The organism is Schinkia acidoalkalinis, assembly GCF_054301215.1.
This window is the reverse complement of record NZ_CP182573.1, coordinates 1,783,321-1,807,901: the sequence shown is the minus strand read 5'-3', so window position 1 is coordinate 1,807,901 and position 24,581 is coordinate 1,783,321. Positions and strand designations below refer to the sequence as shown.

Below are 24,581 nucleotides of genomic sequence, written 5' to 3'. Positions count from 1 at the left end.
GTGATCAAAATCATTGTGATCACATCTTTACATTTGAATCAAATCATAAATTAAATAAACGTTTAATTAATGCAAATAATCTAATGAAATGGAGGAAATTGCGATGGTAAAAAGAAATGAAAAAACTTCTAATATCGTTGATCAAAAGGCAATAGTGGAGGAAAAGGTGAAGGAGGCAAGAGAAAACAATTTTAAAGGGGACCACATAAGGAGGACAGATACTCAGCAATAGGGGCAAATTTTAAAGGGCCATCCAATAGTCGCTCAAAAGACTAATTGGACGGCCCCTTTTTCCTATTGAATAACATCTTAAAGTCCAGCTAGTATTCTCTGATTATCTTTTTTACCTCATGAACCTCCTTTGCAATTGATAAGGGAATCTAGGAAAAAATAAATTGACCTTTACCCCATTAAAGGTTTAAAGTAAAAATTAAATAAAAAGGGGGATTTAAAGTGAAGCATCATTTTGATACAGAAGCGGTCCATTTATCCGAAAAACAACATACATCAAGCACAAGTAAAATCAATCCTATCTATCAAACAACTGCTTTTGCTTTTCGGGACCTTGAAGATTTAGAAGGATTTTACCATGGTAAAAGCAACTACTTATATACACGTGTCGGTAATCCGAACTCAGATGAGCTTGCTGCAGCTGTAGCCAATATTGAGGGCGCACCGGCAGGGGTTGCAACATCATCAGGTATTTCAGCTATATTGGCAGGTATTCTATCAGTTGTCAAAGCTGGGGACCATATTGTGGCTACAAATGATATTTATGGTGGTACATATCAGCTATTATCAAGTGAGCTTAAGGATTTCGGAATTGATGTTTCTTTCGTATCCTTTGAAAATGCAGAAGAAATTGAAAAGAATATAAGAGAAAACACAAAATTACTATATACAGAGTCTGTAACAAATCCGCTTCTAAGAGTGGAGAATATTGACAGAGTTGTTGAAATTGCAAAGAAACATAACCTGCTATCTATGGTTGACAATACATTTGCAACACCTTATCTTATAAATCCGTATGTAAAAGGTGTGGATATTGTTGTTCATAGTGCTACCAAATATATTGGCGGTCATAGCGATGTCACAGCTGGTGTTGTTGTTGGACATGCTGATTTAGTTGCCAAAGCAAGAACAAAAGTTGTGAATCTTGGTTTGAATCTGAATCCATTTGAGGGCTGGCTCGGCGTCCGCGGCATTAAAACATTAAGTGTCCGGATGGAACGCCATGTTTCAAATGCACAAAGATTAGCGAATGCCTTAAAAGACCATCCTGGTGTTAATAAAGTCTATTATCCTGAATTTGTTTCCGAAAAAGGAAATGGTGCGATTGTCACAATTGATATTTCTGGTAAATGTGATGTCTCAACATTTTTCAAATCCTTATCTTGGATTAAAATTGTTGCAACACTAGCTGGAGTTGAAACATCCGTTTCTTACCCAATTGGGACTTCACATCGAAATCTTCCAAGTGAGATGAGAGAAAACCTTGGCATTAATGATGGTGTGATCCGAATTTCTGTCGGTATTGAGGATGCAGATGATATTATTGTTGCATTTAAGCAAGCGCTCGATAATTCTATTTTGTAAAATAATAGACAGTATGCGAAAATAGAATAGGTTACCAAACAAAATCCTTAGGAGCCGCTCCTAAGGATTTTTTTAAAAGGGAAAGAGATCCCGTTTTGGAGGGAATCAGGTTGTCTATTCAGGATGAATTTTCATTTATCGATAGTATTACGCCCCAAAAATATCGGCAGGAACATTTAGTCGTCGGGATTGGTGATGATGCCGCCCAATATATAGGAAATAGTGATGTTGAAGAAATTATCTGTATGGATACAATGATAGAAGAGGTGCATTTTACAAGGCAGACGATGCAGCCGTTCCATATTGGCTATAAGGCGTTGGCGAGTAATATTAGTGATATCGCGGCGATGGGGGGTATCCCGAATTTTTATTTAGTCTCGATTGCCATTCCAAAAGATTGGTCGGAAGCGGAGTTGCTCGATATATATAAAGGGATGGAGGAACTGGCCGAGCGGTATCAAATGGATTTAATCGGCGGTGATACGGTTTCTTCAAAACATAACCTTGTTATTACGGTCACAGTCATTGGACGGATTCAGAAGGGGCAGCGTTTGTTAAGGAAAAATGCCAAAGTGGATGACATAGTATTTGTAACCGGCTCTTTAGGGGATTCAGCTGCTGGACTGCAGCTTTTACTAGATTACGGTCTCGATTATTCTTTTTCAAAGAATGAACAAGTATTAGTGCAAAAGCATCAGATGCCAAAACCTAGAGTAAGTATTGGACAGGTTCTATCTGAATACCCTCGTGTTGCTTTAAATGATGTAAGTGATGGAATTGCCAGTGAGTTGAATGAAATTGCTTATGGAAGCAATGTCACAATCGTGATTGAGGCCGACAAACTGCCGCGAAGTGAAGAGATTAAAAGCTTTAGCCAAGCTGAACAGCTTCATTGGATGCTATATGGCGGTGAAGACTATGAATTAGTCGGTACGGTTTCAAAAGAAAGCTGGCTTGATATTGAAAAAGAATGTAAACAGAAAAACTATAAAATAACAAAAATTGGCTATGTAACAGAAGGGCCTGCCCAATTATTGATGAAACAAAATGGGCAATGCTCCCTTATTCAAAAGCAAGGATTTAATCATTTTAAATAAATAGGGTGAGATGTGTGAAAGAGTTTAAATTTCGTAGTCAATCGGCGGAAGAGACGATGGAGTTTGCTAATAGGATAGCCCAAAAGCTTATCCCGGGTACTGTGTTAACATTAGAGGGCGACCTTGGAGCGGGAAAAACAACATTTACAAAAGGGCTGGCACAGGGCCTTGGAATTAAACGAACAGTGAATAGTCCAACTTTTACAATCATTAAAGAGTATAGTGATGGGACCTTGCCTTTATACCATATGGATGTTTATCGGTTGGAGGAAAGTGATGAAGATCTTGGCTTTGATGAATATTTTCACGGTGATGGTGTGACGGTTGTAGAATGGGCCCAGTTTATTCGGGACCGACTACCAGCTGAACTTTTACAAATAAAAATAATCTACGTGAATGATACGGAACGGCAAATTGTTCTAATCCCAACTGGGGATTGGTATACAGATTTATGTAAGGAGTTATCACAAGATGAAAGCATTAGCAATTGATACATCTAATCAGGTAATGGGGATCGCTGTCAGCGACGGGACGAAGGTATTAGGGGAATATATTACGAATCTTAATAAAAACCACTCTGTCAGAGTGATGCCGGCAATTCATGATTTGATGAATGAGGTAGGAATCGCGCCTAAACAATTGGAGCGGATTATTGTCGCTCATGGGCCTGGGTCCTATACAGGTGTAAGAATTGGCGTTACGATTGCGAAGACTCTAGCGTGGACGCTTAACATTCCTATTGTCGGCGTTTCCAGCCTGGAAGTTCTTGCCCGGAATGGCCAGCTTTTCAATGGTGTGGTTTCACCGCTGTTTGACGCTAGGAGAGGCCAAGTATATACAGGATTGTATGGTCTAAAAGACGGTGAGTTTCAATCCATTAAAGATGACCAAATCATTTTGCTGAAAGATTGGGCCAGCGAGCTAAAACAGCAACATGAGAAAGTTTTATTTGTCGGAAATGATGTACCGCTTCATGAGGCAGTATTGAAAGATGTATTGGAAGATCAAGCTGTCATCGCTTCACCGGCGCTATTTAATCCACGTCCTTCGGAACTGGCGATGATTGGTTTGAATAAAGAGCCAGAGGAGGTCCATCGTTTTGTGCCGAATTATATCCGTTTAGCGGAAGCAGAAGCAAAATGGCTTGAGGCACAAAAACAAGGATAAAAGGTTTAAGTGAATTTGATAATGAGGAGCAACACCTATGGAAGAAAATGTTCAATTCCGTTTAATGACTGTAGAAGATATTGAGCAAGTCTATAATATTGAAATCAACTCTTTTACATTGCCATGGAGCAAAGAGGCTTTTTTAAATGAAATGACAATAAATGAACAAGCAAAGTATATCGTTATGGAGCTAAACGATTTGGTGGTTGGCTACTGTGGGATGTGGATTATTTTAGATGAGTGCCATATCACGAATATTGCTGTTTTGCCAGAGTATCGCGGCAGAAAATTGGGCGATGCGCTTTTAAAGCAAGTAATCGAATTCAACCGTGCATTAGGTGTAAAATCAATTACGCTTGAAGTACGATTAACAAATGTTGTTGCCCAGGGACTATATCAAAAATATGGGTTTAAAGCGGGCGCCATTCGTAAAAATTATTATGTTGATAACCATGAAGATGCAATAATAATGTGGGTGAATATTTAAATGAATGAAAAAAATAACAAAATCATTTTAGCAATTGAGACGAGCTGTGATGAAACAGCAGTGGCGATTATAAAAAACGGCAGGGAGCTTCTTGCCAATGTGGTTGCTTCTCAAATTGAAAGCCACAAACGGTTTGGCGGCGTTGTACCGGAAATAGCCTCAAGACACCATGTAGAGCAAATTACGATTGTGCTTGAAGAGGCCATGAATCAAGCTGGCGTAAACTATGAAGATATCGATGGCATAGCGGTCACCGAAGGACCCGGATTAGTAGGGGCACTACTAGTAGGTGTGAACGCAGCAAAAGCATTGGCTTTTGCTCATAATATTCCGCTCGTTCCTGTTCATCATATTGCAGGACATATCTATGCCAACCGGCTTGTGAAGGAAATGTCATTTCCTTTGTTGGCGCTGGTTGTATCAGGCGGCCATACCGAGCTTGTGTATATGAAGGAGCATGGCTCATTTGAAGTAATTGGGGAGACGAGAGATGATGCCGCTGGAGAAGCTTATGACAAAGTGGCAAGGCAGCTCAATCTCCCTTATCCTGGCGGGCCTCATATCGATCGTTTGGCCCATGAAGGCGAGCCTGTCATTGATTTGCCGCGGGCATGGCTTGAGAAGGGTTCCTATGATTTTAGCTTCAGCGGCTTGAAATCAGCGGTGATTAATACACTTCATAATGCCCAACAACGAGGCGAAGAAATAAAACCAGAGGATCTTGCTGCAAGCTTCCAAGCAAGCGTTATCGAAGTTGTGGTCACAAAAGCAAAGCAGGCTGCTTTGGAATACAAAGTAAAACAAGTGTTACTAGCAGGAGGCGTTGCCGCCAATAAAGGGTTGCGGGCTGCCCTTGAAAAGGAATTTAATGATACAGGGATTGATCTTGTCATTCCACCAATAAAATTCTGTACGGATAATGCGGCGATGATTGCCGCAGCAGGCAGCATTGAATTTGATAAAGGGAAAAGGGCAGGACTTGATTTGAACGGGGTGCCGGGATTGGAATTGTAAAAAGGAGAACATGAGGGGAGGCTCTCGTGTTCTTTTTTTTACTATTATAAAATTGTTAACAGGACAAAAACTACTTTAAATTTTCAGACATTTGATTTAATATAAAATTAACTCTGCTGATTAGCTATATTTCTTCTTCGAAATTAGTAGAATAGAAGTTTTAATTATAACTGATTGTAAGCGGTTTCTGTTTAAAAAGAGAGAGGATATAATTTATGAATATACAGGAAATTATCGACCTTGACTTTTTACAAAAAGTGCAGGATTCTTTCGCAGAAGCAACAGGACTAGCAGCAATAACAGTAGACTTCCGTGGGAATCCGGTAACGGAATATAGTAATTTCTCATCGTTTTGTCGAAAAATTCGAGAAGACCAACAGCTTTATGAAAAATGTTTGAAATGCGATGCGTACGGTGGGTTGGAAGCTGTGAGGAGAGAGACTTTTTTTGTGTACCGGTGTCATACTGGTTTAGTAGATTTAGCTGTCCCAATTATTATAAAAGGGCAATTTATCGGTTCGATGCTTGTTGGTCAGGCGAAATTGAATGAACAAGATAATAGTAGGCTTGATTACATAACGAAAGAATCCACTAATTGGATGGAAGATAAAGAAATCGTCACCAAATTTAACCAAATTCCTACAATGTCCATCGAAAAAATCACGGCAGCGGCACAAATGATGTTTTATGTTATTAATAATATGGTCGAAAAAGATGTTATGCAATACGTACAAGATGAGTTAAGAGCAAAAGACCAAGAGCTTATCAATCAATTGAAAGTCCAAACTGAAATGGAAAAGTCATTTTATGATAAACAAAAGCATTTCTTTAATCTGCTGGTGAATCCCAATTTATTTTTTAATGTTATCAATACAATGTCTTGTTTAGCAATTTTAGAGAAAGCATCCAGAACTCAAGAGGTCATTGTAACGTTTTCTGATATGATGAAATACTTGCTAACCAATAATAATACATTTGTCACAATTGAGGACGAGCTTTTTTATATTGAGAAGTATATGGCATTACAGAAAGTAAGGTTTGAAGATCGAGTCCAAGTTTCGATAGACATTCCAAAGGAACTTAGATCGATTAAAATTCCAGCAATGGTTCTGCAATCTATTATCGATAATGCGTACATTCATGGCTTTGAGCCAAAGGATGGAAAAGGAATAATCCAAGTAAAGGGCTATTTACTTGACGACGATTTTGTGTGTGAAGTCATTGATGATGGTTTAGGGATGCCTGCTAACCAAATATCTGGCATTATACATAAAAGTAGTAGGGCGGAACGTGAAAACCAGGTTAAGGGAATAGGTTTGTACCATGTGAATTTTATTCTAACTTCAAATTATGGCAATGAATATAAACTAGAGATTTCTCAAAATGATGCAGGTGGGACAACAGTAAAATTTAGAGTGCCAAAATAAATGATTTGGGGGGCTCCTCGTGTACAACATTATGTTGGTTGATGACGAAGTAATCGTAAGGGATGCTCTGAAAGTTATTTTAGACGAAATAGAGAATGTTGGCGTTGTCGGGGAAGCCGTTTCAGGTAAAGGAGCATTGGAGCTTTTTGATTCCAAATCCCCAGACATGACCTTCCTGGATATAAAAATTCCCGGGATGGATATTCTAGATTTAATAAAATTTATGAAACGTCTAAATCCAAAAAGTAAAATTATTTTATTAACTGATTATGGTTCCTCTAATTTTGTCTTTAAGGCATTGGAAATGGGTGCAGATGGATACCTTTTGAAGCCATATCTCCAGAAGGATATTTATAAGGTTGTAAACTTGTATTTCTCTCATGTGAGTTCTAGTTCTCATAATGAAAATTTGGAGCAAATAATTGAGCAGTTTATTGGCTTTATTTACAAGGAGGATTTTACAAATTCAAAGGTGCATTTGAAAATTCTTGCAGAGCAGCTGACTATCGTATGTGAAAAAAATAGTAATGCTGTCATTGCCACTTCCAATAGTATTATACAGGGGTTGGGAGCCATTTGCCGTGAAAAACAGTTATTGTTTTCAAAAAGGTTAGAATGGAAGGGAAAAATCCAACATATAAATGCCAAAACGTTTGAGACTACGATGTTATCCATTTTAGAAGATATTTTTAAAACAATGAAGGACACCGAGTCTATTAAAGAGATTAAAGTGATTCAATCCGTACTTAATTACATTGAAAAGAATTATCAAAAAGGAGTTACATTGGAAGAAGCCGCAGAATACGCCCATTTAAGCCCCTTCTATCTAAGTAAACTATTTAAAAAAGAATTAAAAATCAACTTTGTTAATTATGTAACAGAGCGGAAAATTCAAAAAGCAAAAGACTTACTTGAGTCAACGGATATGCCAGTATTAAACATAGCCTTGGAGCTCAATTATCAAGAGTCAAATTACTTCAGTAAAGTCTTTAAAAAAATAGTTGGTGTTACTCCAACAGAATATAGAAAGGATTGTCAAAATTCCTCTGCACATATATTAAAAAGAAATAATTTTATACCTAATGGAAATTGGTATATCTAAAATGCAAATTACACCTGATTTATATGAATCAGGTGTAATTTTTTGTCCTTTTTTAGCGTTGAACAAAAATTTACCTAAAAAAGACAAGAAGTTATCGGTCTGTGATTAAAAGGTGCACCAATGGCTAGAAAACATGTCAAATTCTTGCATTTATAAGGCAAATTCCTATTACGAAAAAATTCTGAAAAAACACTAAGATTATTTTTGTGGGGATATTTTAAAAGGAGGTTTTTTTCATGATTAAAGAGGCATTAGGTATGGTAGAAACAAAAGGTTTGATCGGTGCGATTGAAGCAGCAGATGCAATGGTTAAAGCAGCCAACGTTACACTGATAGGCTATCAAAAAATTGGCTCCGGCCTTATTACCGTCATGGTACGAGGTGATGTCGGTGCAGTAAAGGCTGCAACTGATGCAGGTGCAGCTGCTGCACAAAAAGTTGGTGAAGTCGTTTCTGTTCATGTTATTCCAAGGCCACATGCTGAAGTCGAAGGGATTTTACCCAAATTAGTTCAGGAATAAAAAATGGAGGTGTTACTACATGCAAGAAAAATTAATTGAAAAAATTATGGAAGAAGTTATGAAAAAGGTGGAAGCTCCAAAGATGGAATCAGTGCATCAGGAAAAGAGATTCTGTGGTTTAACTGAGTTTGTCGGAACAGGCCGCGGCGACACAATCGGCCTTGTTATTGCCAATGTAGATGCAAGTGTTCATGAAGCAATGAAGCTTGATAGGAAATATCGTTCTATCGGTATTCTTGGAGGCCGTACAGGAGCGGGACCACAAATTATGGCAGCAGATGAAGCGGTAAAAGCCACAAATACTGAAATTTTGGCTATCGAATTGCCTCGTGATACGAAGGGTGGAGCAGGCCACGGAAGTTTAATTATCTTTGGAGCGGAAGATGTTGCTGATGCCCGCCGGGCCGTTGAAGTGGCTCTTAAAGAATTAGATCGTACATTTGGGGATGTATATGCCAACGAAGCGGGCCATCTTGAATTCCAGTACACAGCTCGTGCGAGCTATGCATGCGAAAAGGCCTTTAATGCGGAACTTGGTAAATCATTTGGGTTGCTTGTCGGCGCTCCTGCTGCAATCGGAGTCGTTCTTGCTGATACAGCAGTAAAAGCAGCAAATGTTGATGTCATTAGCTATAGTTCGCCTGCAAGTGGAACAAGTTTCACAAACGAAGTCATTTTGACATTTAGCGGTGATTCAGGCGCTGTTCGCCAAGCCCTTATTGCGGCTCGAGAAGTAGGCATCAAATTGTTAGGTACTCTTGGAAGCGAACCTGTGACAGATACAGTTCCTTACATCTAACTTAAGGAGGTAATTCCATGAAATCCAAACGTTTTCAAGTATTAGCAGAACGGCCGGTAAACCAAGATGGTTTCGTAGCGGAGTGGCCGGAAGTGGGCTTAATCGCAATGGATGGTCCAAATGACCCTAAGCCAAGTATAAAAATTGAAAATGGAGTCGTCGTTGAGCTGGATGGAAAAGCGAGAGATGATTTTGATTTTATCGACCGTTTCATCGCTGATTATTCCATTAATATTGAAAAGGCTGAAGAAGCAATGGCGATTGATTCTGTTCAGTTTGCCAGAATGTTAGTAGATATCAACGTGCCAAGGGAAAAAATTGTTCCACTTACTACAGCAATAACCCCAGCCAAGATTTGCGAAGTTGTTTCTGGTATGAACGTGGTTGAGTTAATGATGGCACTGCAAAAAATGAGAGCCAGAAAAACGCCTTCCAATCAGTGCCATGTTACGAACGTTAAAGATAACCCTGTTCAGATTGCTGCGGATGCAGCGGAGGCAGCCGTGCGTGGTTTTGATGAACAAGAAACAACTGTTGGGATTGTCCGCTATGCCCCATTTAATGCGTTGGCACTTTTAGTCGGTGCCCAAACCGGGCGCGGTGGAATTTTAACACAATGTTCTGTTGAAGAAGCGACTGAACTTGAAATGGGAATGAGAGGACTAACCTGTTATGCAGAAACTGTTTCAGTATATGGTACTGAGCCAGTTTTCGTAGATGGTGATGATACTCCATATTCAAAGGCTTTCCTAGCATCAGCTTATGCATCCCGTGGATTAAAAATGCGCTTCACATCAGGTACAGGTTCAGAAGTTCAAATGGGCTATGCCGAAGGAAAATCGATGCTTTATCTGGAAGCACGTTGCGTCTTTATAGCGAAAGGTGCCGGCTCACAAGGACTTCAAAACGGGTCGATCAGCTGTATCGGTGTTCCGGGCGGTGTTCCATCTGGTATTCGTGCAGTGCTCGCCGAAAACCTATTTACAACGATGCTCGATATGGAGGTTGCTTCTGGTAACGACCAAACATTCTCTCATTCTGATATTAGGAGAACAGCGCGGACGCTTATGCAAATGCTGCCTGGTACGGACTTCATTTTCTCTGGATATAGTTCAGTTCCAAACTATGACAATATGTTTGCAGGGGCTAACTTTGATGCAGAGGATTTCGATGATTATAACGTTTTACAGCGAGATTTGAAAGTAGATGGCGGCTTACGTCCAGTATCTGAAGAGGAAGTTGTGGCAATTCGAAATAAAGCGGCAAGAGCGATTCAAGCGGTTTTCGAAGGGTTAGGGCTTCCAACGATTACAGATGAAGAAGTAGAAGCTGCAACCTACGCCCATGGAAGCAAGGATATGCCGGACCGAAATATAGTAGAAGATTTGCGGGCAGTAGACGGTATGATGAAACGTGGAGTGACTGGTCTTGATGTCGTCAAGGCATTAAGCAAAGGTGGTTTCGAGGATGTTGCTGAAAATGTCTTGAATATGTTAAAACAACGTGTTTCCGGCGATTATTTGCATACATCCGCCATCATCGACAAGGACTGGAACGTTGTCAGTGCTGTGAATGATCTAAATGATTACCAAGGCCCTGGAACAGGCTACCGTCTGAGTGAAGAAAGATGGGAGGAAATCAAGAACATTCCTCGTGCAATCAGACCAGAGGATGTGAACTAACTCGGAAAGGGGTTTAAACTAAATGGCTATTAATGAAAAATTAATACGTGAAGTCATTGAAGAAGTTTTATTAAGCTTAAAAGTTGAAAATCAACAACCAGAAGTCGTTGCTAGTCCAAAACCATTATCTGCAACGAAAGCAGTCCAAGGCTTAGAACTAGTAGAAACCGGCATTGCCACAGTGGGTGCAAGAAAAGACGAAGTAGTAGTTGCCCTTGCTCCTGCTTTTGGAATTCACCAGACAAAGACTATTGTCAAAATACCCCATTATGAGGTTTTAAGAGAAGTAATCGCTGGAATTGAAGAGGAAGGTTTAACTGCACGTGTTATTAGAGTATACCATACCTCTGACGTCGGCTTTATAGCCCATCAAGCTGCCAAACTGAGTGGATCAGGAATTGGTATTGGTGTTCAATCTAAAGGTACAACGGTTATTCACCAAAAAGATTTACAACCATTAGCTAATTTAGAACTATTTCCGCAAGCACCGTTATTAGATTGTGAAACTTTCCGGGCCATAGGGAAAAATGCAGCTAAATATGCTAAAGGGGAATCACCAAATCCAGTACCTACAAAAAATGATCAAATGGCACGTCCTAAATACCAGGCCATTGCAGCACTTTTGCATATTAAGGAAACAGAGCATGTAGATCGAAATAAGAAACCAGTAGAATTACAGGTTACATTTAAATAAGCGGAGGTGAACAGTATGAATCAGCAACTCATCGAACAAATTGTAAGAGAAGTAATGGCATCAATGACAGCAGGTGCAGAAAGTAGCAAGACAATTGCGCCGTCTAAAACAATAGCCTGTCAGACAGCAACAGTAGAGGCTAAAAAAGATTATCCGCTGGGTAAAAAGAGACCGGATCTAATCAAAACACCTACCAAAAAAATATTAGATGACATCACTTTAAAAGGAGTTTTGGATGGTTCTGTTACTTCTGAGGATGTGCGGATTGCTCCAGAAACATTAATGCTGCAAGCACAAATTGCGGATTCAATGGGAAGACATCCATTAGCCCAAAACTTCCGAAGAGCAGCAGAACTTATCGCTGTGCCGGATGCTCGAATTCTCGAAATCTATAACGCTTTAAGACCATACCGTTCCACGAAAGAAGAGTTACTAGCGATAGCAGATGAATTGGAAAGTAAATACAATGCAAGCATGAATGCCAACCTAGTGCGTCAAGCAACTGAAGTATACGAACAAAGAGATCGATTGAAAAAAGACTAACACTAACAATTCAAGTGGAATTCTAGGAGGCAAACTCGATGAAATTGGTAGCGGGAGTGGATATTGGAAATGCCACGACAGAAGTTGCGATTGCGAATGTAGCAGATAATCATCAAGTTACATTTTTGACCAGCGACTTTGTAAACACGACTGGGATTAAAGGTACCCGGCAAAATATCCATGGTGTCCTTGTTGCTATTAAGCAAGCTCTCGGAAAAATAAATCGAAATATTGAAGATTTAGATCTTATTCGTATAAATGAAGCAGCGCCTGTCATTGGGGATGTGGCGATGGAAACAATCACGGAGACGATCATTACAGAGTCAACGATGATTGGCCATAATCCCACTACACCGGGAGGCATGGGTCTGGGAATTGGAATAACGATTACTATTGATCAATTAGAGAATGCGGAAAAAGATGGAAATTATATTATCTTAATTAATAAGACCATTGATTTTAATATAGCCGCTGCATTGATCAATCAAGCCTTGGATAAAGGAATTAAGGTAAATGGCGCTGTTGTGCAAAAAGATGATGGTGTCCTTATAAATAATAGGGTAAATGTGAAAATTCCAATTGTTGACGAGGTACATCTACTCGAGAAAATACCGATTGGTATGAAAGCGGCTGTCGAAGTGGCACCACCGGGTGGAGTAGTAGAGGTTCTTAGTAATCCATATGGAATAGCCACTGTTTTTGAATTGTCCAGCGACGAAACAAAAATGATTGTCCCGATTGCCAGGGCACTCATTGGAAATCGTTCTGCTGTTGTGATAAAGACTCCTAAAGGAGATGTACAGGCCAGAAGCATCCCAGCTGGTAAGATCCACGTTATTGGCAAAAGAAGTGTAACCGTCGATGTGGACGAAGGTGCCGAAAAAATGATGGAAGCATTAACAAATGCTGCACCAATTGATGATATTAAAGGTGAAGCTGGAACAAATGCTGGTGGAATGCTTGAACGGGTTCGACAGGTGATGTCGGAGTTAACAAAGCAGCATCCGAATGATATTAAAATTCAGGATTTATTGGCTGTTAATACTTTTATACCACAAAAGGTTAAAGGTGGTTTAGCTGAAGAATTTTCGATGGAAAATGCAGTGGGAATCGCGGCAATGGTCAAAGCAGATAAATTACAGATGCAAATGATTGCAGATGAGCTATACACGCAAATTGATGTCAAGGTAGAGGTTGGTGGCGTTGAAGCTGATATGGCGATTCGCGGTGCCCTTTCTACACCGGGAACAAAGGTGCCGATTGCAATCGTTGATATGGGGGCAGGATCCACAGATGCATCAATTATTACTAAATCAGGTCAATCGACATCAGTCCATTTGGCTGGCGCAGGAGACATGGTCACAATGCTGATCAATTCCGAATTAGGTCTTGAAGACATCGCCCTAGCGGAAGATATTAAAAAATATCCATTGGCAAAGGTTGAAAGCTTATTTCATATACGCCATGAAGACGGAACAGTCCAGTTCTTTGAAAAGCCGTTAGAACCTCATGTGTTTGCAAGGGTTGTCATCTTGAAAGAAGGAATGATGATCCCCATACCAGGTCAGCACTCAGTCGAAAAAATAAGGATTGTTAGACGAGGAGCAAAGGAAAAGGTTTTTGTTACAAATGCGCTTCGAGCGTTGACTATCGTATCACCAACTGGAAATATACGGGACATAGACTTTGTTGTATTAGTAGGTGGTTCAGCGTTGGACTTTGAGATTCCGCAGTTAGTAACCAATGCATTGTCGCAATATAGCATTGTTGCCGGAAGAGGGAATATAAGAGGAACAGAGGGCCCACGCAATGCGGTAGCAACAGGATTAATTTTGGCTCTCCGTGAAGGAGGAGGGCTTCGGTGAAAATAAACACTGGCAATGAAGTGCAGGCAATCCATGTTTATTATAGTGAACGGCTGAATAATCCAATCGTCCTTTTTCAATCATTACTTAATGGTGCCGAAGAAGAAGGGGTCCCTTCATTTGTAGAACGTAAGCAAGAAAAGTCGGCATTGGAGTTGAGTTATCAAGCTGCATTAGACTCAACCTTAGGTGTTGGTATTGGTGTTGGTGATGATAGCCAAATTGTCCTTCACTATACGAAGTTACCCAAAAGTCATCCTCTGTTTACTATTAATTTAAATGAAACCTTGAAGCAAAGGGTTTTAGGGGCCAACGCTGCAAGATTGGTAAAGGGAATTCCTTTTAAGACATTTGAAGAAATCAAAGAAACGATGAATGACCGTGTTGAAATAGAGGAAGGGTCGATAACAGAGGAAGATATCGCTACCATTGTTACGATTGTTATGAAACTGTTGGAAGAAATGAAGGTAAGGGGGTGAACTGTTAGTGATGCAGGCATTAGGAATGATTGAAACGGTCGGCTTGGCTGCGGCAATTGAGGCTGCAGATACAGCGGTGAAATCCGCGAACGTTACCCTAGTCGGATATGAACTAACAAAAGGTGGAGGAATGGTAACAGTTAAATTCGAAGGCGATGTAGGTGCTGTGAAGGCTGCCGTTGAAGCAGGCACAATAGCTGCTTCAAGGGTTGGAAAGGTTTTTAGTAAACATATTATCCCGAGAGTAGGCAGTGGGGTTGATAAGATTGTTTATTCAAATGATACAGTTGGTCCTGGTAATCCCCTTCAGATTCAAAAGACAACCACAGTTGACCATCCCATTTCGTTGGAACAGGCAGCACCTGATGAGCAAATTATTGAAGAGCATCATAGTGATGCCGATGAAGCAGATAAAGAGCGAACAGGCTTTATAGAAGTATGCAATATTTGTAATGACCCTACATGTCCGCGAAGAAAAGGGGATATAAAGTCTTCATGTATTCACTATAAAGAACTTAGGAGGAATGTCAAATGAATGATGCACTAGGAATGATTGAAACAAAAGGATTAATTGGAGCAATTGAGGGTGCCGATGCCATGGCTAAAGCTGCCAATGTGACCTTAATTGGCTACCAACAAATCGGTTCAGGCCTTGTCACTGTAATGGTAAGAGGGGATGTAGGTGCAGTGAAAGCGGCTGTGGATGCTGGCGCTGCTGCGGCGGAAAGAGTCGGGAAGGTTGTATCTGTTCACGTAATTGCTAGACCACATGCAGATGTTGAGAGAATACTCCCGAAACCTTCCGCAAAATAGTCAGAAAATAGGGGGGTATGTACGATGTACGACCAAGCAACACAAGAAAAGATTATTAAGGAAGTTGTCAACAGGCTCTTAGCGTTTGAAGAACAACCTTATATACCAATTGGAATTTCCAATCACCATATTCATTTAAGTCAACAAGACTTAGAAGTCCTTTTTGGAAAAGGCTATCAGTTAACAAAAATGAAAGAGTTAATGCAACCTGGGCAATTTGCAGCTGAAGAAACCGTGACTCTTGTAGGTCCCAAAGGTGAAATAAAAAATGTTAGGATCTTGGGACCCGTTCGAAAAAATACCCAAGTAGAGGTATCCCTGACAGATAGCTATAAACTTGGCGTTCGTGCTCCCATTAGGGAGTCCGGAAAAATAGCAGGCACACCTAGTATTTTATTAAGGGGACCAAGAGGGGATTTGGAATTAAAAGAAGGCGTCATTGGTGCGTTGCGTCATATCCATGTCCCACCGGAATTTGCTGAGAGATTCCAGCTTAAAGACAAGGACATGGTGGAAGTTGAGGTCGGACGGGAACGAAAAACCATTTTTAGCAATGTTTTAATCCGTGTTTCAGACAAGTACAAATTGGAAATGCATGTAGATACAGATGAAGCAAATGCAGCTGGAATTGGAAATGGGGAATTTGGGATCATACGGAAAGGCTAAGATGAACAATGTCTATAGACTTGGAAAAGGTTAATAACTATATTAATAGTTTTGCAAAATTAATTTATGAGCAGCAAGCAAAAGAGCATAAAGGAAGATTAAAGGTTGGTGTTGATCTTGGCACGGCCAATATCGTTTTATCTGTTATAGATGAGGCGGGCAGCCCGGTCGCTGGTGTATCTTATCCGGCATCGGTTGTAAAAGATGGCCTTGTTGTCGATTATGTTGGAGCCGTTACTATTGTTAAAGAACTCAAGAACAGACTCGAGAGAATGCTAGGGACAACACTTACTCATGCTGCAACAGCTGTCCCACCTGGGACAATAGGAGGCAACATGAAGGCAATTTCCAACGTAGTAGAAGCAGCAGATATGGAAGTTACAAATGTAATAGATGAGCCTACGGCTGCAGCAACGGTATTAGGGGTCACGGATGGTGCCGTAGTTGACGTTGGCGGAGGTACAACCGGCATCAGCATTTTAAAAAAGGGTGAGGTCATTTATACAGCTGATGAACCAACCGGGGGAACTCACATGAGCTTAGTTGTAGCTGGTCATTATAAAGTTTCTTTTGTTGAGGGAGATGCTATCAAAAAGGATTCAGCTAGACAGGGTGAAATTTTTCCCATTGTTAGACCTGTTGTTGAAAAAATGGCTTCGATTGTAAAAAAACATACTCAAGGCTTTGACATAGAAAAAATCTATGTAGTAGGGGGAGCCAGCTGTTTTGATGAATTCGAAGAAGTTTTTTATAAAGAAATTGGCATTGAAACGATAAAGCCTGCACACCCTCTCCTCATAACTCCATTAGGCATTGCATTAAACAGTTTGAAATGAGGTGAATGGTTTGAATGCTGAAGAATGGCTGAACAGCATTGTGGAGGAAGTGCTTAAGCGATTGCAGAGCAAAATGAAAAAGGCAACGGTTCTTTTTACGGGAGGAGCCATCGGCTTTCCGGAGTCATTACAGCAAATAAAGAGACTGAAAGATGATGGTTGGGATTTAAACATTTTATTATCGAATAGTGCTGTGTATACGCTTACACCACAATTAATAAAAGAAAATATCGGAACCGGGAAAGTGTATGTTGAAAAAGATATTAAGGAGTTACACCCCTTTTACCAAGGTATCGGTGCTTTTATTGTACCAACATTAACTTTAAATACTGCAGCAAAGATAGCTTTAGGCATAGCGGATACGATGGCTACCAATCTTGCTTCCAATATTATTATGCAAGGCATCCCATTCATCGCTGCAAAGGATTCTTGTGACATAGGAAATCCGCTTCGTTCCGAATTGGGATTAAACAAAGCTCCAAAGGCGTATTTGGATCGAATGGCTGAACACCTTAGGGCCTTGGAAAGCTATGGCATCAAACTAGTAGACGCAAAAGATTTATATCAAGCTGTTGAGATGAATGTCTTGACTTTCTCCAATCAAAAAAACCAAGCACCAGAATCTAGTAAACCAATCTTTGAATATAAGAAAAAGGTTCTTACAAGAAATGACATGATCGATGCAAAACAAAAGGGAGCTGTTGTAAAAATTTCACATACAACCATTTTAAGTCCTCTTGCTCTTGAGGCGGTTAAGGAATTTGGAGTAAAGATTATTCAGGAATAAAAGGGCTGGTGATGAAGATGTACGTTGGAATTGTAGTTGGAAGTGTTGTCGCTACGCGAAAGAGCGATGAATTGACAGGAAAAAAGCTTCTTATTGTACAGCAAATGAATCCTAAGGATGAGAGTCTCGGAACAATTGAAGTTGCTGTAGACTCTGTGGGAGCCGGTAAAGGGGAATATGTTCTCGTTACAAAAGGAGAACCGGCAATGTATGTATTTGAGAGCTCAACCTCCTGTATAGATGCTGCCATTGTTGGCATTATTGATTCAATGGAGGTTAGGTAAGGGGAGGTGACCTTTGATGGCGATTTACACAAAAAAAGGTGATAAAGGGGAAACGGGGCTTCTTGGCGGAAGCAGAATTCCTAAGGATAGCCTTAAGGTATCCTGCTATGGAACCTTAGATGAAGCAAATGCTGCCTTAGGCATTGCTTACTCACAGGTGGATCATAATGAGATCAAAAGCATCATTAGAAACATTCAAAAGCAGCTTTTTGTTGTTGGGGCTGAGTTGGCAAGTGATGAAAAGGGCAAGAACCTCCTTCGGGATAAAGTCAGTGAAAGTGATGTTGCTGAACTGGAGGAAATTGTAGATCGTTTTGAAGCAATGCTTGGACCACTCCATGAATTTATTATTCCGGGTGAAACGACCGCTTCAGCCAGCTTGCATTTGTCTCGATCAATCATCCGTAGAGCAGAAAGATTGATTGTTGAGCTTGCAAACGAATCCATTGTCCGCCATGAAGTGATGCAATATGTAAACCGCTTATCAGATGCCTTATTTATGTTGGCCCGAGCGGAAGCTCATTATAGTTTAGTACAGGATATCAAAAATAAGGTAATAGGGAAACTGGAAGCTCTAAAGAGTGGCGGCGCTAACTTAACGCTGGAATGGGCCTTTAAGATGGCGCAGGCTGCAGAAAGCAAAGCGGAGGAAATTGGGGTACCGATTGTTTTTTCTGTTGTTGACACAGCAGGGAATATTATTTTATTACATCGCATGGAAGGCTCCTTATTAGCAAGTTTGGAACTTTCTCCAAACAAGGCTTATACAGCCGTGGCATTAAAAATGGCAACACACGAACTTGTTCCAGCCATTCAACCTGGTGCAGAACTTTATGGAATTCAACTGTCAAATCGAAATAAAATTGTTACTTTCGGCGGGGGTTATCCGCTTGAAATCGATCAGCATATAATCGGAGGCATCGGCGTAAGCGGAGGGACTGTTACAGAAGATATGCTTATTGCTGCAGAAGTGCTGAAATTATTTGAAAAAGAAAGAAGGACGTTACATTGACTGTTGAAGCAAAAAAAATCGAGGAAATCGTTAAAAAAATTATTGAAGAAATGACTGCCAAAAAAGATCCATGTAATGCTAATGGATATGGGGTATTCGAAGAAATGAATGAAGCGATTGAAGCAGCTGCAATCGCCCAAAAAGAGCTTTTGAAATTGTCCTTGGAACAAAGAGGGGACATCATCTTCGCTATTCGGAAGGCCGCAAAAGAAAATGCGCAAACCTTTGCGCAAATGGCGGTAGATGAAACTGGTATGGGCAATTACGGTGATAAAGTCATTAAAAACATCATCACAGCTGAAAAAACACCCGGAATCGAAGACTTAAGAACAGAAGCTTTTTCAGGCGATCACGGTCTAACATTAGTGGAACTTTCTCCGTATGGTGTGATTGGGTCCATTACACCAACGACTAATCCTACGGAAACGGTCATTTGCAATGCAATCGGGATGATTGCGGCTGGCAACGCTGTTGTATTCAGCCCCCATCCAACCGCTAAAAATACATCGCTAAAAGCGGTGGAGGTTCTTAATAAGGCGATTATCGAAGCCGGTGGACCGTGCAATTTACTTACCTCTGTCGTGAATCCAACAATAGAACAGGCAAATATCATGATGAGGCATAAAAAAATTAAATTGCTTGTTGCGACTGGTGGTCCAGGGGTTGTAAAAGCAGTGCTTTCAAGTGGAAAAAAAGCAATTGGCGCAGGTGCCGGCAATCCGCCCGCAGTTGTTGATGAAACGGCTGACCTTGAAAAAGCAGCAAAAGATATCATTGATGGTTGCAGCTTCGACAATAACCTCCCTTGTACAGCTGAAAAAGAAGTGATTGTTGTGGAATCTGTTGCAGATTATTTAGTTTCCTATATGAAAAGGAATGGTGCATATCTGATAACGGATAAAGAACAGATTCAAAAACTAACTGAACTGGTCGTTGACAATGGACATGCCAATAAAACCTTCGTTGGTAAAAGTGTTTCCTATATTCTACAGAAAATTGGCATCGAGGTACCTAATGATACTCGTGTTGCCATTATGAATGTGGAAGGAAATCATCCATTGGTAAGTGCGGAATTAATGATGCCGATTCTGCCAATCGTCCGGGTAGAAAACATTGATGCTGCTATAGAATTAGCGGTAGAAGCAGAACATGGTTTCCGTCATACGGCTATTATGCACTCTAAAAATATCGACAATCTAACGAAATTTTCGAAGGCCATTCAAACGACAATCTTTGTGAAAAATGGGCCATCTTATGCAGGCATTGGCATTGGTGGAGAAGGCTATGCAACATTTACAATTGCTGGTCCTACTGGGGAGGGCTTAACCTCAGCGAAAGACTTTGCAAGAAAAAGAAAATGTGTACTTGTAGACGGTTTATCAATCAGGTAATAAAACATGGGAGAGAAAGAGCAAATGGATTCTTTTTTTGTCGGACCAAAAGTATATTATGGCAGTCATTCCTTAGACTACCTGAAAGAATTACATGTCAAACGTGCTTGCCTAGTGACAGATAAGATGATGGTGCAGCTTGGAATGGCAGACAGAATCATGAATCTGCTACAGGGAACAACTTTTACAGTGTTCGCTGGTGTTGAGCCTGATCCTTCTCTGGAAACAGTGAAAACCGGCTTAGCGATGTTTTTAGAAGATGAGCCAGAGCTAATTATTGCTCTTGGCGGAGGATCTCCGATTGATGCAGCTAAAGCTATCTTGCTCTTCGCGTCTCAAATTCAGGAAAAGGTTCATCATCAGATAAAAAAGCCATTGTTTGTAGCAATTCCAACAACAAGCGGGACTGGATCTGAAGTAACCTCCTATTCTGTCGTTACGGATATCGAAAATAATGTAAAAATTCCGCTTAAAGATGAGAGAATGCTTCCTGATGTTGTTATTCTTGACGAACAATTGACAAAAACAGTACCGCCTTCGGTTACGGCTGACACAGGCATGGATACACTTACTCATGCACTGGAAGCTTATGTATCTCCCGCAGCTACAGAGTTTACGGATCTATATTGCGAGAAAGCAATAAAGTATGTGTTCACGTATTTAGTAAGAGCTTATCGATTTGGCGGTGATCTTGACGCGAGAGGTAAATTACATCTTGCATCGTGTATGGCAGGTATAGCATTTACCAATGCATCTTTAGGTATTACCCATAGCTTGGCACATGCTGTGGGAGCAAAATTCCATCTATCACATGGCAGAAGTAATGCAGTTTTACTTCCTTATGTCATTCAATATAATGGAGGATTATGTGATGGAACGCTTCAAACCTCTTGGGCAGCAATGAGATATACAGAGATCGCTAAATTTCTCGGTCTGCCCTGTTCAACCCGTGAAGAGGGGGTGATTAGTCTTTCGACGGCTATTAAGGTTCTAAATAGTAAATTAGGAATACCATTAACTTTTCAAGCTTTGAACATTGAAGAAGAATTATATGGGGAAGAAATTCCCAGATTAGCAGAAAGTGCACGAAAAGATGTGTGTACAGCTGGTAATCCTAAAACAGTAAGTGAGTCGGATTTTGTACATCTCTTGAACTGGGCCTATATGGGTGATTAGTCTTTAGCATCTACCGAATTAAAGGTTTTATAGAGTAGGGTGATAGAATTTGAGTCTTTTAGATTTGGTAAAAGCAGCCGGCATTATCGGAGCAGGCGGGGCGGGGTTTCCCACTCATGCGAAACTTGTAGCAAAGGCGGAATATATGCTATTAAATGGCGCTGAATGTGAACCGCTCCTGCGAGTCGATCAGCAATTGATGGAATTTTACCCCGATGAAGTTATTAAAGGTTTGGAAGCTGCCAGTAGACTTGTAGGTGCAAAGAAAGCGCTAATTGGTATTAAAGGAAAGCATACCGAAGTGATTTCTATTCTGAAGAACCGAATCGATGCCCTACAAGTAAATGATATTGTTGAGGTGAAAGAGCTTAAAGATATTTATCCAGCTGGTGACGAGCAGCTTCTAGTATACGAATTAACGGGGAGAGTCGTTCCAGAGGCAGGGATTCCACTTCAAGTCGGATGTGTTGTAATCAATACGGAAACTGCGTTGAATATTCACCGTGCCTCTCTAAATGTGCCGGTTACCGAAACGTATATTACGGTTGCAGGAGACATCCCGAGGCGCTTGACAGTAAAAGTGCCAGTCGGTACTCCGATATTGAAGGTGTTGGAGTTAAGTGGCATCGAAAACTTTGATGATTATGCCGTTATCGATGGAGGCCCGATGATGGGAAATGTCCTCGGCAGCCTTAAAGGGGCTGTTACAAAGAAAACAAAGGGGTATGTCATCTTAAAAAAGCAGCACCATCTGATTCGAAGAAAAACAGTAACCATGGAACAGTCATTACGAATTAATAAGACCTGTGAACAGTGTCGCATGTGCACTGATATGTGCCCACGTTTTTTGCTTGGGCATGACATGCAGCCACATAAGATGATGAGGGTGGTCAATTACGGTATTGACAATACGGAGGAGCAAAAGATGGCTTCTCTTTGCAGTCAGTGTAATCTATGTGAGTTATTCGCTTGTCCAATTGGAATTTATCCGCGGATGGCGAATCTACATCTTAAACAAATATTAATAGAACAAAACTTTCGCTATAGTACGACCCAGACAGAATATAATGCCCGTAAAGAGCGTGATTATCGGTTGGTACCTAGTAAGCGTCTAATCGCCAGACTAGGCTTAACGAATTTTGATAAGCCGGCACCGTTGATAGAAGTAACAGTTGAGCCCGAGGTTGTCTATATTGCAAAACGCCAGCATGTTGGTGCTCCAGCAATCCCAGTTGTTTCAGTTGGCGATCATGTGGACGTTGGACAACTAATTGGGAAAATTCCGGAAAACAATCTAGGGGCTGCTGTTCATGCCAGTATTTCTGGAACGGTTGTGGAAATTGTGGATGATTATATCACTATAAGGAGGGACTAATCGGAGATGGCGAATGCAATTGGAATAGTAGAATTTGTAAGCATAGCGCGCGGGATTTTTACAGCTGATCAGATGATCAAGGCCGCTGATGTGGAAATAGTCACCGCTAGTTCCAGCTGCCCGGGCAAGTATATTGCCATTGTCCATGGTGATGTTGCTGCGGTAAAGGAAGCAGTAGCGATAGGAGAACGTACCGCAGAAGATTACTTTGTGGATTCTATGATTATCCCCAATGTAAGTCCCGAATTATTTCCTGCAATTTCAGGAGTGACGATGCCTGAGCGAATTCAAGCTGTGGGAATCATGGAGTCTTTTTCAATTGCAACGATGATTTTAGCAGCTGATGCCATACTAAAAGCTGCTAATGTTCAAGCGATTGAATTACGGTTGGGAAATGGCATAGGTGGTAAGGCATTTTTTACCTTTACCGGCAATGTGGCCGCTGTAGAAGCAAGTATTGAAGCAGGAAAAGAAATAGCAGAAGAAAAAGGGTTGCTTGTCAATGCAGAGATCATCCCATCTCCATCAGATAGATTGATACAATGTCTGCTCTAGATTGTAATGTAATTTTTTTTAGAATTGTAGATTTTAAAATTTATCATAAATAATGAAAAAGAAATGGAGAGATGAGCATGTCAGTTATTTGTTTTGCTGCACCAAGTAGATATATTCAAGGAAAAGGTACATTGGGAAATATCGGTCAATATGTAAAAGTACTCGGTCAAAAGCCATTGATTATTTCGGGTGGCACGTCCTGGAGGGTTTCAGGGGAAACAATAAGTGAAAGTTTAAAAGTAGCGGGACTTGATTTTTATTTTGATCAGTTTAATGGTGAATGTTCAATGCATGAAATCAATCGTTACATTGAAATTGGAAAAATAAATGCGCTTGATTTGGTCATCGGTGTAGGTGGAGGTAAAGTGCTGGATACAGCCAAAGCTGTTGCCGAAGGATTAGGAGTTGGAGCGGTGGTTGTCCCTACTGTGGCTTCAACTGATGCACCGACAAGTGCATTATCAGTTATCTATACGGACGAAGGCGTTTTTGAAGCATATAAATTTTATAACAAAAATCCTGATCTTGTGCTTGTGGATACTGCGGTTGTAGCCAAAGCGCCTGCGAGATTATTTGCCTCAGGTATTGCCGATGCAATGGCAACTTGGGTTGAAGCAAGAGCAACTATAAAAAGCAATAGCTCGGCAATGGCAGGGGGCAAAGTAAGTGTCGCGGCAAAAGCAATTGCACAGGCATGTGAACAAACATTATTCCAGTATGGATTATCAGCTTACAAAGCTGTTCAAAAAGGCGTGGTGACAAGTGCTGTTGAAGCAGTTGTGGAAGCGAATACATTGTTATCTGGGATAGGTTTTGAAAGCGGCGGTTTAGCAGCGGCCCATGCCATCCATAACGGTTTTACAGTGCTAGATGGAGATATTCATCATTTAACACATGGTGAAAAGGTAGCATACGGTACTCTTGTTCAACTAGTATTAGAATTGCACCCCGCAGATGAACTATATAAGTACATCCACTTTTATCAACAGTTGGGTCTGCCAACAACATTAAAGGACTTGCATCTAGAAAATGTATCGTATGAAGATTTACTAAAAGTTGGAGCTGCTGCTACACAAGAGGGAGAAACTATAGGTAATCTTTCACCAGAAATTACAGCTGAGGATGTTGCAAATGCAATTATTGCGGTCGATCAATTAAGTAAATAAGTAACAACAGTGTAAAAGGAAGAGTTACTTATTGCTCTTCCTTTTAC

General features: G+C 40.6%; 28 protein-coding genes. All 28 read left to right on the top strand.

Features of this window, described 5'->3' with window-relative positions; translation table 11 throughout:
* The first annotated feature begins 103 nt into the window (after positions 1-103).
* The 28 genes from ACNQFZ_RS09340 to ACNQFZ_RS09205 all read left to right on the top strand — a co-directional run bounded on the left by ACNQFZ_RS09340 (position 104) and on the right by ACNQFZ_RS09205 (position 24,534).
* Positions 104-232, top strand: a complete 129-nt coding sequence (locus tag ACNQFZ_RS09340; protein ID WP_458414996.1) for a hypothetical protein — start codon at positions 104-106, stop codon at positions 230-232.
* 221 nt (positions 233-453) lie between these two features.
* Positions 454-1,596: a trans-sulfuration enzyme family protein gene (locus ACNQFZ_RS09335; protein ID WP_458414995.1), complete on the top strand. Its 1,143-nt coding sequence runs from the start codon at positions 454-456 to the stop codon at positions 1,594-1,596.
* 110 nt (positions 1,597-1,706) lie between these two features.
* Positions 1,707-2,693, top strand: coding sequence for a thiamine-phosphate kinase (gene thiL, locus ACNQFZ_RS09330; protein WP_458414994.1), 987 nt, complete (start codon positions 1,707-1,709; stop codon positions 2,691-2,693).
* Positions 2,694-2,707: 14 nt separating this feature from the next.
* The gene (tsaE, locus tag ACNQFZ_RS09325) at positions 2,708-3,184 is read left to right on the top strand and encodes a tRNA (adenosine(37)-N6)-threonylcarbamoyltransferase complex ATPase subunit type 1 TsaE (RefSeq protein WP_458414993.1); all 477 of its coding nucleotides are present in this window, start codon (positions 2,708-2,710) and stop codon (positions 3,182-3,184) included.
* Positions 3,165-3,860, top strand: coding sequence for a tRNA (adenosine(37)-N6)-threonylcarbamoyltransferase complex dimerization subunit type 1 TsaB (gene tsaB, locus ACNQFZ_RS09320; protein ID WP_458414992.1), 696 nt, complete (start codon positions 3,165-3,167; stop codon positions 3,858-3,860). The genes tsaE and tsaB overlap by 20 nt, the downstream gene beginning before the upstream one ends.
* A 37-nt stretch (positions 3,861-3,897) precedes the next feature.
* Entirely contained in the window at positions 3,898-4,347 is a 450-nt protein-coding gene (gene rimI, locus ACNQFZ_RS09315) for a ribosomal protein S18-alanine N-acetyltransferase (RefSeq protein WP_458414991.1), read from the top strand.
* A complete protein-coding gene (gene tsaD, locus ACNQFZ_RS09310) occupies positions 4,348-5,361 on the top strand; it encodes a tRNA (adenosine(37)-N6)-threonylcarbamoyltransferase complex transferase subunit TsaD (protein WP_458414990.1) in 1,014 nt (337 codons plus the stop codon).
* A gap of 215 nt (positions 5,362-5,576) precedes the next feature.
* Entirely contained in the window at positions 5,577-6,788 is a 1,212-nt protein-coding gene (locus ACNQFZ_RS09305) for a PocR ligand-binding domain-containing protein (RefSeq protein ID WP_458414989.1), read from the top strand.
* Between the two features lie 19 nt (positions 6,789-6,807).
* Positions 6,808-7,890, top strand: a complete 1,083-nt coding sequence (locus tag ACNQFZ_RS09300) for a response regulator (protein WP_458414988.1) — start codon at positions 6,808-6,810, stop codon at positions 7,888-7,890.
* 236 nt (positions 7,891-8,126) lie between these two features.
* Positions 8,127-8,411, top strand: coding sequence for a BMC domain-containing protein (locus ACNQFZ_RS09295; RefSeq protein ID WP_458414987.1), 285 nt, complete (start codon positions 8,127-8,129; stop codon positions 8,409-8,411).
* A 19-nt stretch (positions 8,412-8,430) separates the two neighbouring features.
* Complete coding sequence (pduB, locus tag ACNQFZ_RS09290; RefSeq protein ID WP_458414986.1) at positions 8,431-9,210, top strand: propanediol utilization microcompartment protein PduB; 780 nt, start codon at positions 8,431-8,433, stop codon at positions 9,208-9,210.
* A gap of 17 nt (positions 9,211-9,227) precedes the next feature.
* Positions 9,228-10,892 (top strand): propanediol/glycerol family dehydratase large subunit, encoded by a 1,665-nt coding sequence (locus ACNQFZ_RS09285; RefSeq protein ID WP_458414985.1) that lies wholly within the window; start codon positions 9,228-9,230, stop codon positions 10,890-10,892.
* 22 nt (positions 10,893-10,914) lie between these two features.
* The gene (locus ACNQFZ_RS09280) at positions 10,915-11,586 is read left to right on the top strand and encodes a propanediol/glycerol family dehydratase medium subunit (protein WP_458414984.1); all 672 of its coding nucleotides are present in this window, start codon (positions 10,915-10,917) and stop codon (positions 11,584-11,586) included.
* Positions 11,587-11,601: 15 nt separating this feature from the next.
* Positions 11,602-12,129, top strand: a complete 528-nt coding sequence (locus ACNQFZ_RS09275) for a diol dehydratase small subunit (RefSeq protein WP_458414983.1) — start codon at positions 11,602-11,604, stop codon at positions 12,127-12,129.
* A gap of 38 nt (positions 12,130-12,167) precedes the next feature.
* Positions 12,168-13,994: a diol dehydratase reactivase subunit alpha gene (locus ACNQFZ_RS09270; protein ID WP_458414982.1), complete on the top strand. Its 1,827-nt coding sequence runs from the start codon at positions 12,168-12,170 to the stop codon at positions 13,992-13,994.
* Positions 13,991-14,473: a glycerol dehydratase reactivase beta/small subunit family protein gene (locus ACNQFZ_RS09265; protein WP_458414981.1), complete on the top strand. Its 483-nt coding sequence runs from the start codon at positions 13,991-13,993 to the stop codon at positions 14,471-14,473. The genes ACNQFZ_RS09270 and ACNQFZ_RS09265 overlap by 4 nt, the downstream gene beginning before the upstream one ends.
* 10 nt (positions 14,474-14,483) lie before the next feature.
* The gene (locus ACNQFZ_RS09260) at positions 14,484-15,008 is read left to right on the top strand and encodes a BMC domain-containing protein (protein WP_458415355.1); all 525 of its coding nucleotides are present in this window, start codon (positions 14,484-14,486) and stop codon (positions 15,006-15,008) included.
* A complete protein-coding gene (locus ACNQFZ_RS09255; protein ID WP_458414980.1) occupies positions 15,005-15,286 on the top strand; it encodes a BMC domain-containing protein in 282 nt (93 codons plus the stop codon). Before ACNQFZ_RS09260 ends, ACNQFZ_RS09255 begins: the two co-directional genes overlap by 4 nt.
* Positions 15,287-15,310: 24 nt before the next feature.
* A complete protein-coding gene (locus ACNQFZ_RS09250) occupies positions 15,311-15,952 on the top strand; it encodes a phosphate propanoyltransferase (protein WP_458414979.1) in 642 nt (213 codons plus the stop codon).
* An 8-nt stretch (positions 15,953-15,960) separates the two neighbouring features.
* Positions 15,961-16,788, top strand: a complete 828-nt coding sequence (gene eutJ / locus ACNQFZ_RS09245) for an ethanolamine utilization protein EutJ (RefSeq protein WP_458414978.1) — start codon at positions 15,961-15,963, stop codon at positions 16,786-16,788.
* Position 16,789: 1 nt separating this feature from the next.
* Positions 16,790-17,575 (top strand): flavoprotein, encoded by a 786-nt coding sequence (locus tag ACNQFZ_RS09240; protein WP_458414977.1) that lies wholly within the window; start codon positions 16,790-16,792, stop codon positions 17,573-17,575.
* A gap of 17 nt (positions 17,576-17,592) precedes the next feature.
* Positions 17,593-17,859, top strand: coding sequence for a EutN/CcmL family microcompartment protein (locus ACNQFZ_RS09235; RefSeq protein ID WP_458415354.1), 267 nt, complete (start codon positions 17,593-17,595; stop codon positions 17,857-17,859).
* A gap of 16 nt (positions 17,860-17,875) precedes the next feature.
* Complete coding sequence (locus ACNQFZ_RS09230) at positions 17,876-18,871, top strand: cob(I)yrinic acid a,c-diamide adenosyltransferase (protein ID WP_458414976.1); 996 nt, start codon at positions 17,876-17,878, stop codon at positions 18,869-18,871.
* Positions 18,868-20,262, top strand: coding sequence for an aldehyde dehydrogenase family protein (locus tag ACNQFZ_RS09225; RefSeq protein ID WP_458414975.1), 1,395 nt, complete (start codon positions 18,868-18,870; stop codon positions 20,260-20,262). Before ACNQFZ_RS09230 ends, ACNQFZ_RS09225 begins: the two co-directional genes overlap by 4 nt.
* Before the next feature lie 24 nt (positions 20,263-20,286).
* Positions 20,287-21,438 (top strand): 1-propanol dehydrogenase PduQ, encoded by a 1,152-nt coding sequence (locus ACNQFZ_RS09220; protein WP_458414974.1) that lies wholly within the window; start codon positions 20,287-20,289, stop codon positions 21,436-21,438.
* 49 nt (positions 21,439-21,487) lie between these two features.
* Positions 21,488-22,813 (top strand): 4Fe-4S dicluster domain-containing protein, encoded by a 1,326-nt coding sequence (locus ACNQFZ_RS09215; protein WP_458414973.1) that lies wholly within the window; start codon positions 21,488-21,490, stop codon positions 22,811-22,813.
* 6 nt (positions 22,814-22,819) lie between these two features.
* Entirely contained in the window at positions 22,820-23,368 is a 549-nt protein-coding gene (locus ACNQFZ_RS09210; protein WP_458414972.1) for a BMC domain-containing protein, read from the top strand.
* A gap of 77 nt (positions 23,369-23,445) precedes the next feature.
* Positions 23,446-24,534 carry a glycerol dehydrogenase gene (locus ACNQFZ_RS09205; RefSeq protein ID WP_458414971.1) on the top strand — a complete coding sequence of 363 codons (1,089 nt, stop codon included), beginning with the start codon at positions 23,446-23,448 and terminating at the stop codon, positions 24,532-24,534.
* Positions 24,535-24,581 lie beyond the last annotated feature (47 nt).

Bases quoted from the DNA above. Each gene is read 5' to 3' on its own strand.
- ACNQFZ_RS09280 (WP_458414984.1), top strand. From the start codon at position 10,915: ATGGCTATTAATGAAAAATTAATACGTGAAGTCATTGAAGAAGTTTTA.
- ACNQFZ_RS09235 (WP_458415354.1), top strand. From the start codon at position 17,593: ATGTACGTTGGAATTGTAGTTGGAAGTGTTGTCGCTACGCGAAAGAGC.
- ACNQFZ_RS09230 (WP_458414976.1), top strand. From the start codon at position 17,876: ATGGCGATTTACACAAAAAAAGGTGATAAAGGGGAAACGGGGCTTCTT.
- ACNQFZ_RS09250 (WP_458414979.1), top strand. From the start codon at position 15,311: ATGTACGACCAAGCAACACAAGAAAAGATTATTAAGGAAGTTGTCAAC.
- ACNQFZ_RS09255 (WP_458414980.1), top strand. From the start codon at position 15,005: ATGAATGATGCACTAGGAATGATTGAAACAAAAGGATTAATTGGAGCA.
- ACNQFZ_RS09270 (WP_458414982.1), top strand. From the start codon at position 12,168: ATGAAATTGGTAGCGGGAGTGGATATTGGAAATGCCACGACAGAAGTT.
- tsaD (WP_458414990.1), top strand. From the start codon at position 4,348: ATGAATGAAAAAAATAACAAAATCATTTTAGCAATTGAGACGAGCTGT.
- ACNQFZ_RS09295 (WP_458414987.1), top strand. From the start codon at position 8,127: ATGATTAAAGAGGCATTAGGTATGGTAGAAACAAAAGGTTTGATCGGT.
- ACNQFZ_RS09275 (WP_458414983.1), top strand. From the start codon at position 11,602: ATGAATCAGCAACTCATCGAACAAATTGTAAGAGAAGTAATGGCATCA.
- ACNQFZ_RS09305 (WP_458414989.1), top strand. From the start codon at position 5,577: ATGAATATACAGGAAATTATCGACCTTGACTTTTTACAAAAAGTGCAG.
- ACNQFZ_RS09340 (WP_458414996.1), top strand. From the start codon at position 104: ATGGTAAAAAGAAATGAAAAAACTTCTAATATCGTTGATCAAAAGGCA.
- ACNQFZ_RS09260 (WP_458415355.1), top strand. From the start codon at position 14,484: ATGCAGGCATTAGGAATGATTGAAACGGTCGGCTTGGCTGCGGCAATT.
- ACNQFZ_RS09210 (WP_458414972.1), top strand. From the start codon at position 22,820: ATGGCGAATGCAATTGGAATAGTAGAATTTGTAAGCATAGCGCGCGGG.
- eutJ (WP_458414978.1), top strand. From the start codon at position 15,961: ATGTCTATAGACTTGGAAAAGGTTAATAACTATATTAATAGTTTTGCA.
- tsaB (WP_458414992.1), top strand. From the start codon at position 3,165: ATGAAAGCATTAGCAATTGATACATCTAATCAGGTAATGGGGATCGCT.
- rimI (WP_458414991.1), top strand. From the start codon at position 3,898: ATGGAAGAAAATGTTCAATTCCGTTTAATGACTGTAGAAGATATTGAG.
- pduB (WP_458414986.1), top strand. From the start codon at position 8,431: ATGCAAGAAAAATTAATTGAAAAAATTATGGAAGAAGTTATGAAAAAG.
- ACNQFZ_RS09285 (WP_458414985.1), top strand. From the start codon at position 9,228: ATGAAATCCAAACGTTTTCAAGTATTAGCAGAACGGCCGGTAAACCAA.
- ACNQFZ_RS09205 (WP_458414971.1), top strand. From the start codon at position 23,446: ATGTCAGTTATTTGTTTTGCTGCACCAAGTAGATATATTCAAGGAAAA.
- ACNQFZ_RS09220 (WP_458414974.1), top strand. From the start codon at position 20,287: ATGGATTCTTTTTTTGTCGGACCAAAAGTATATTATGGCAGTCATTCC.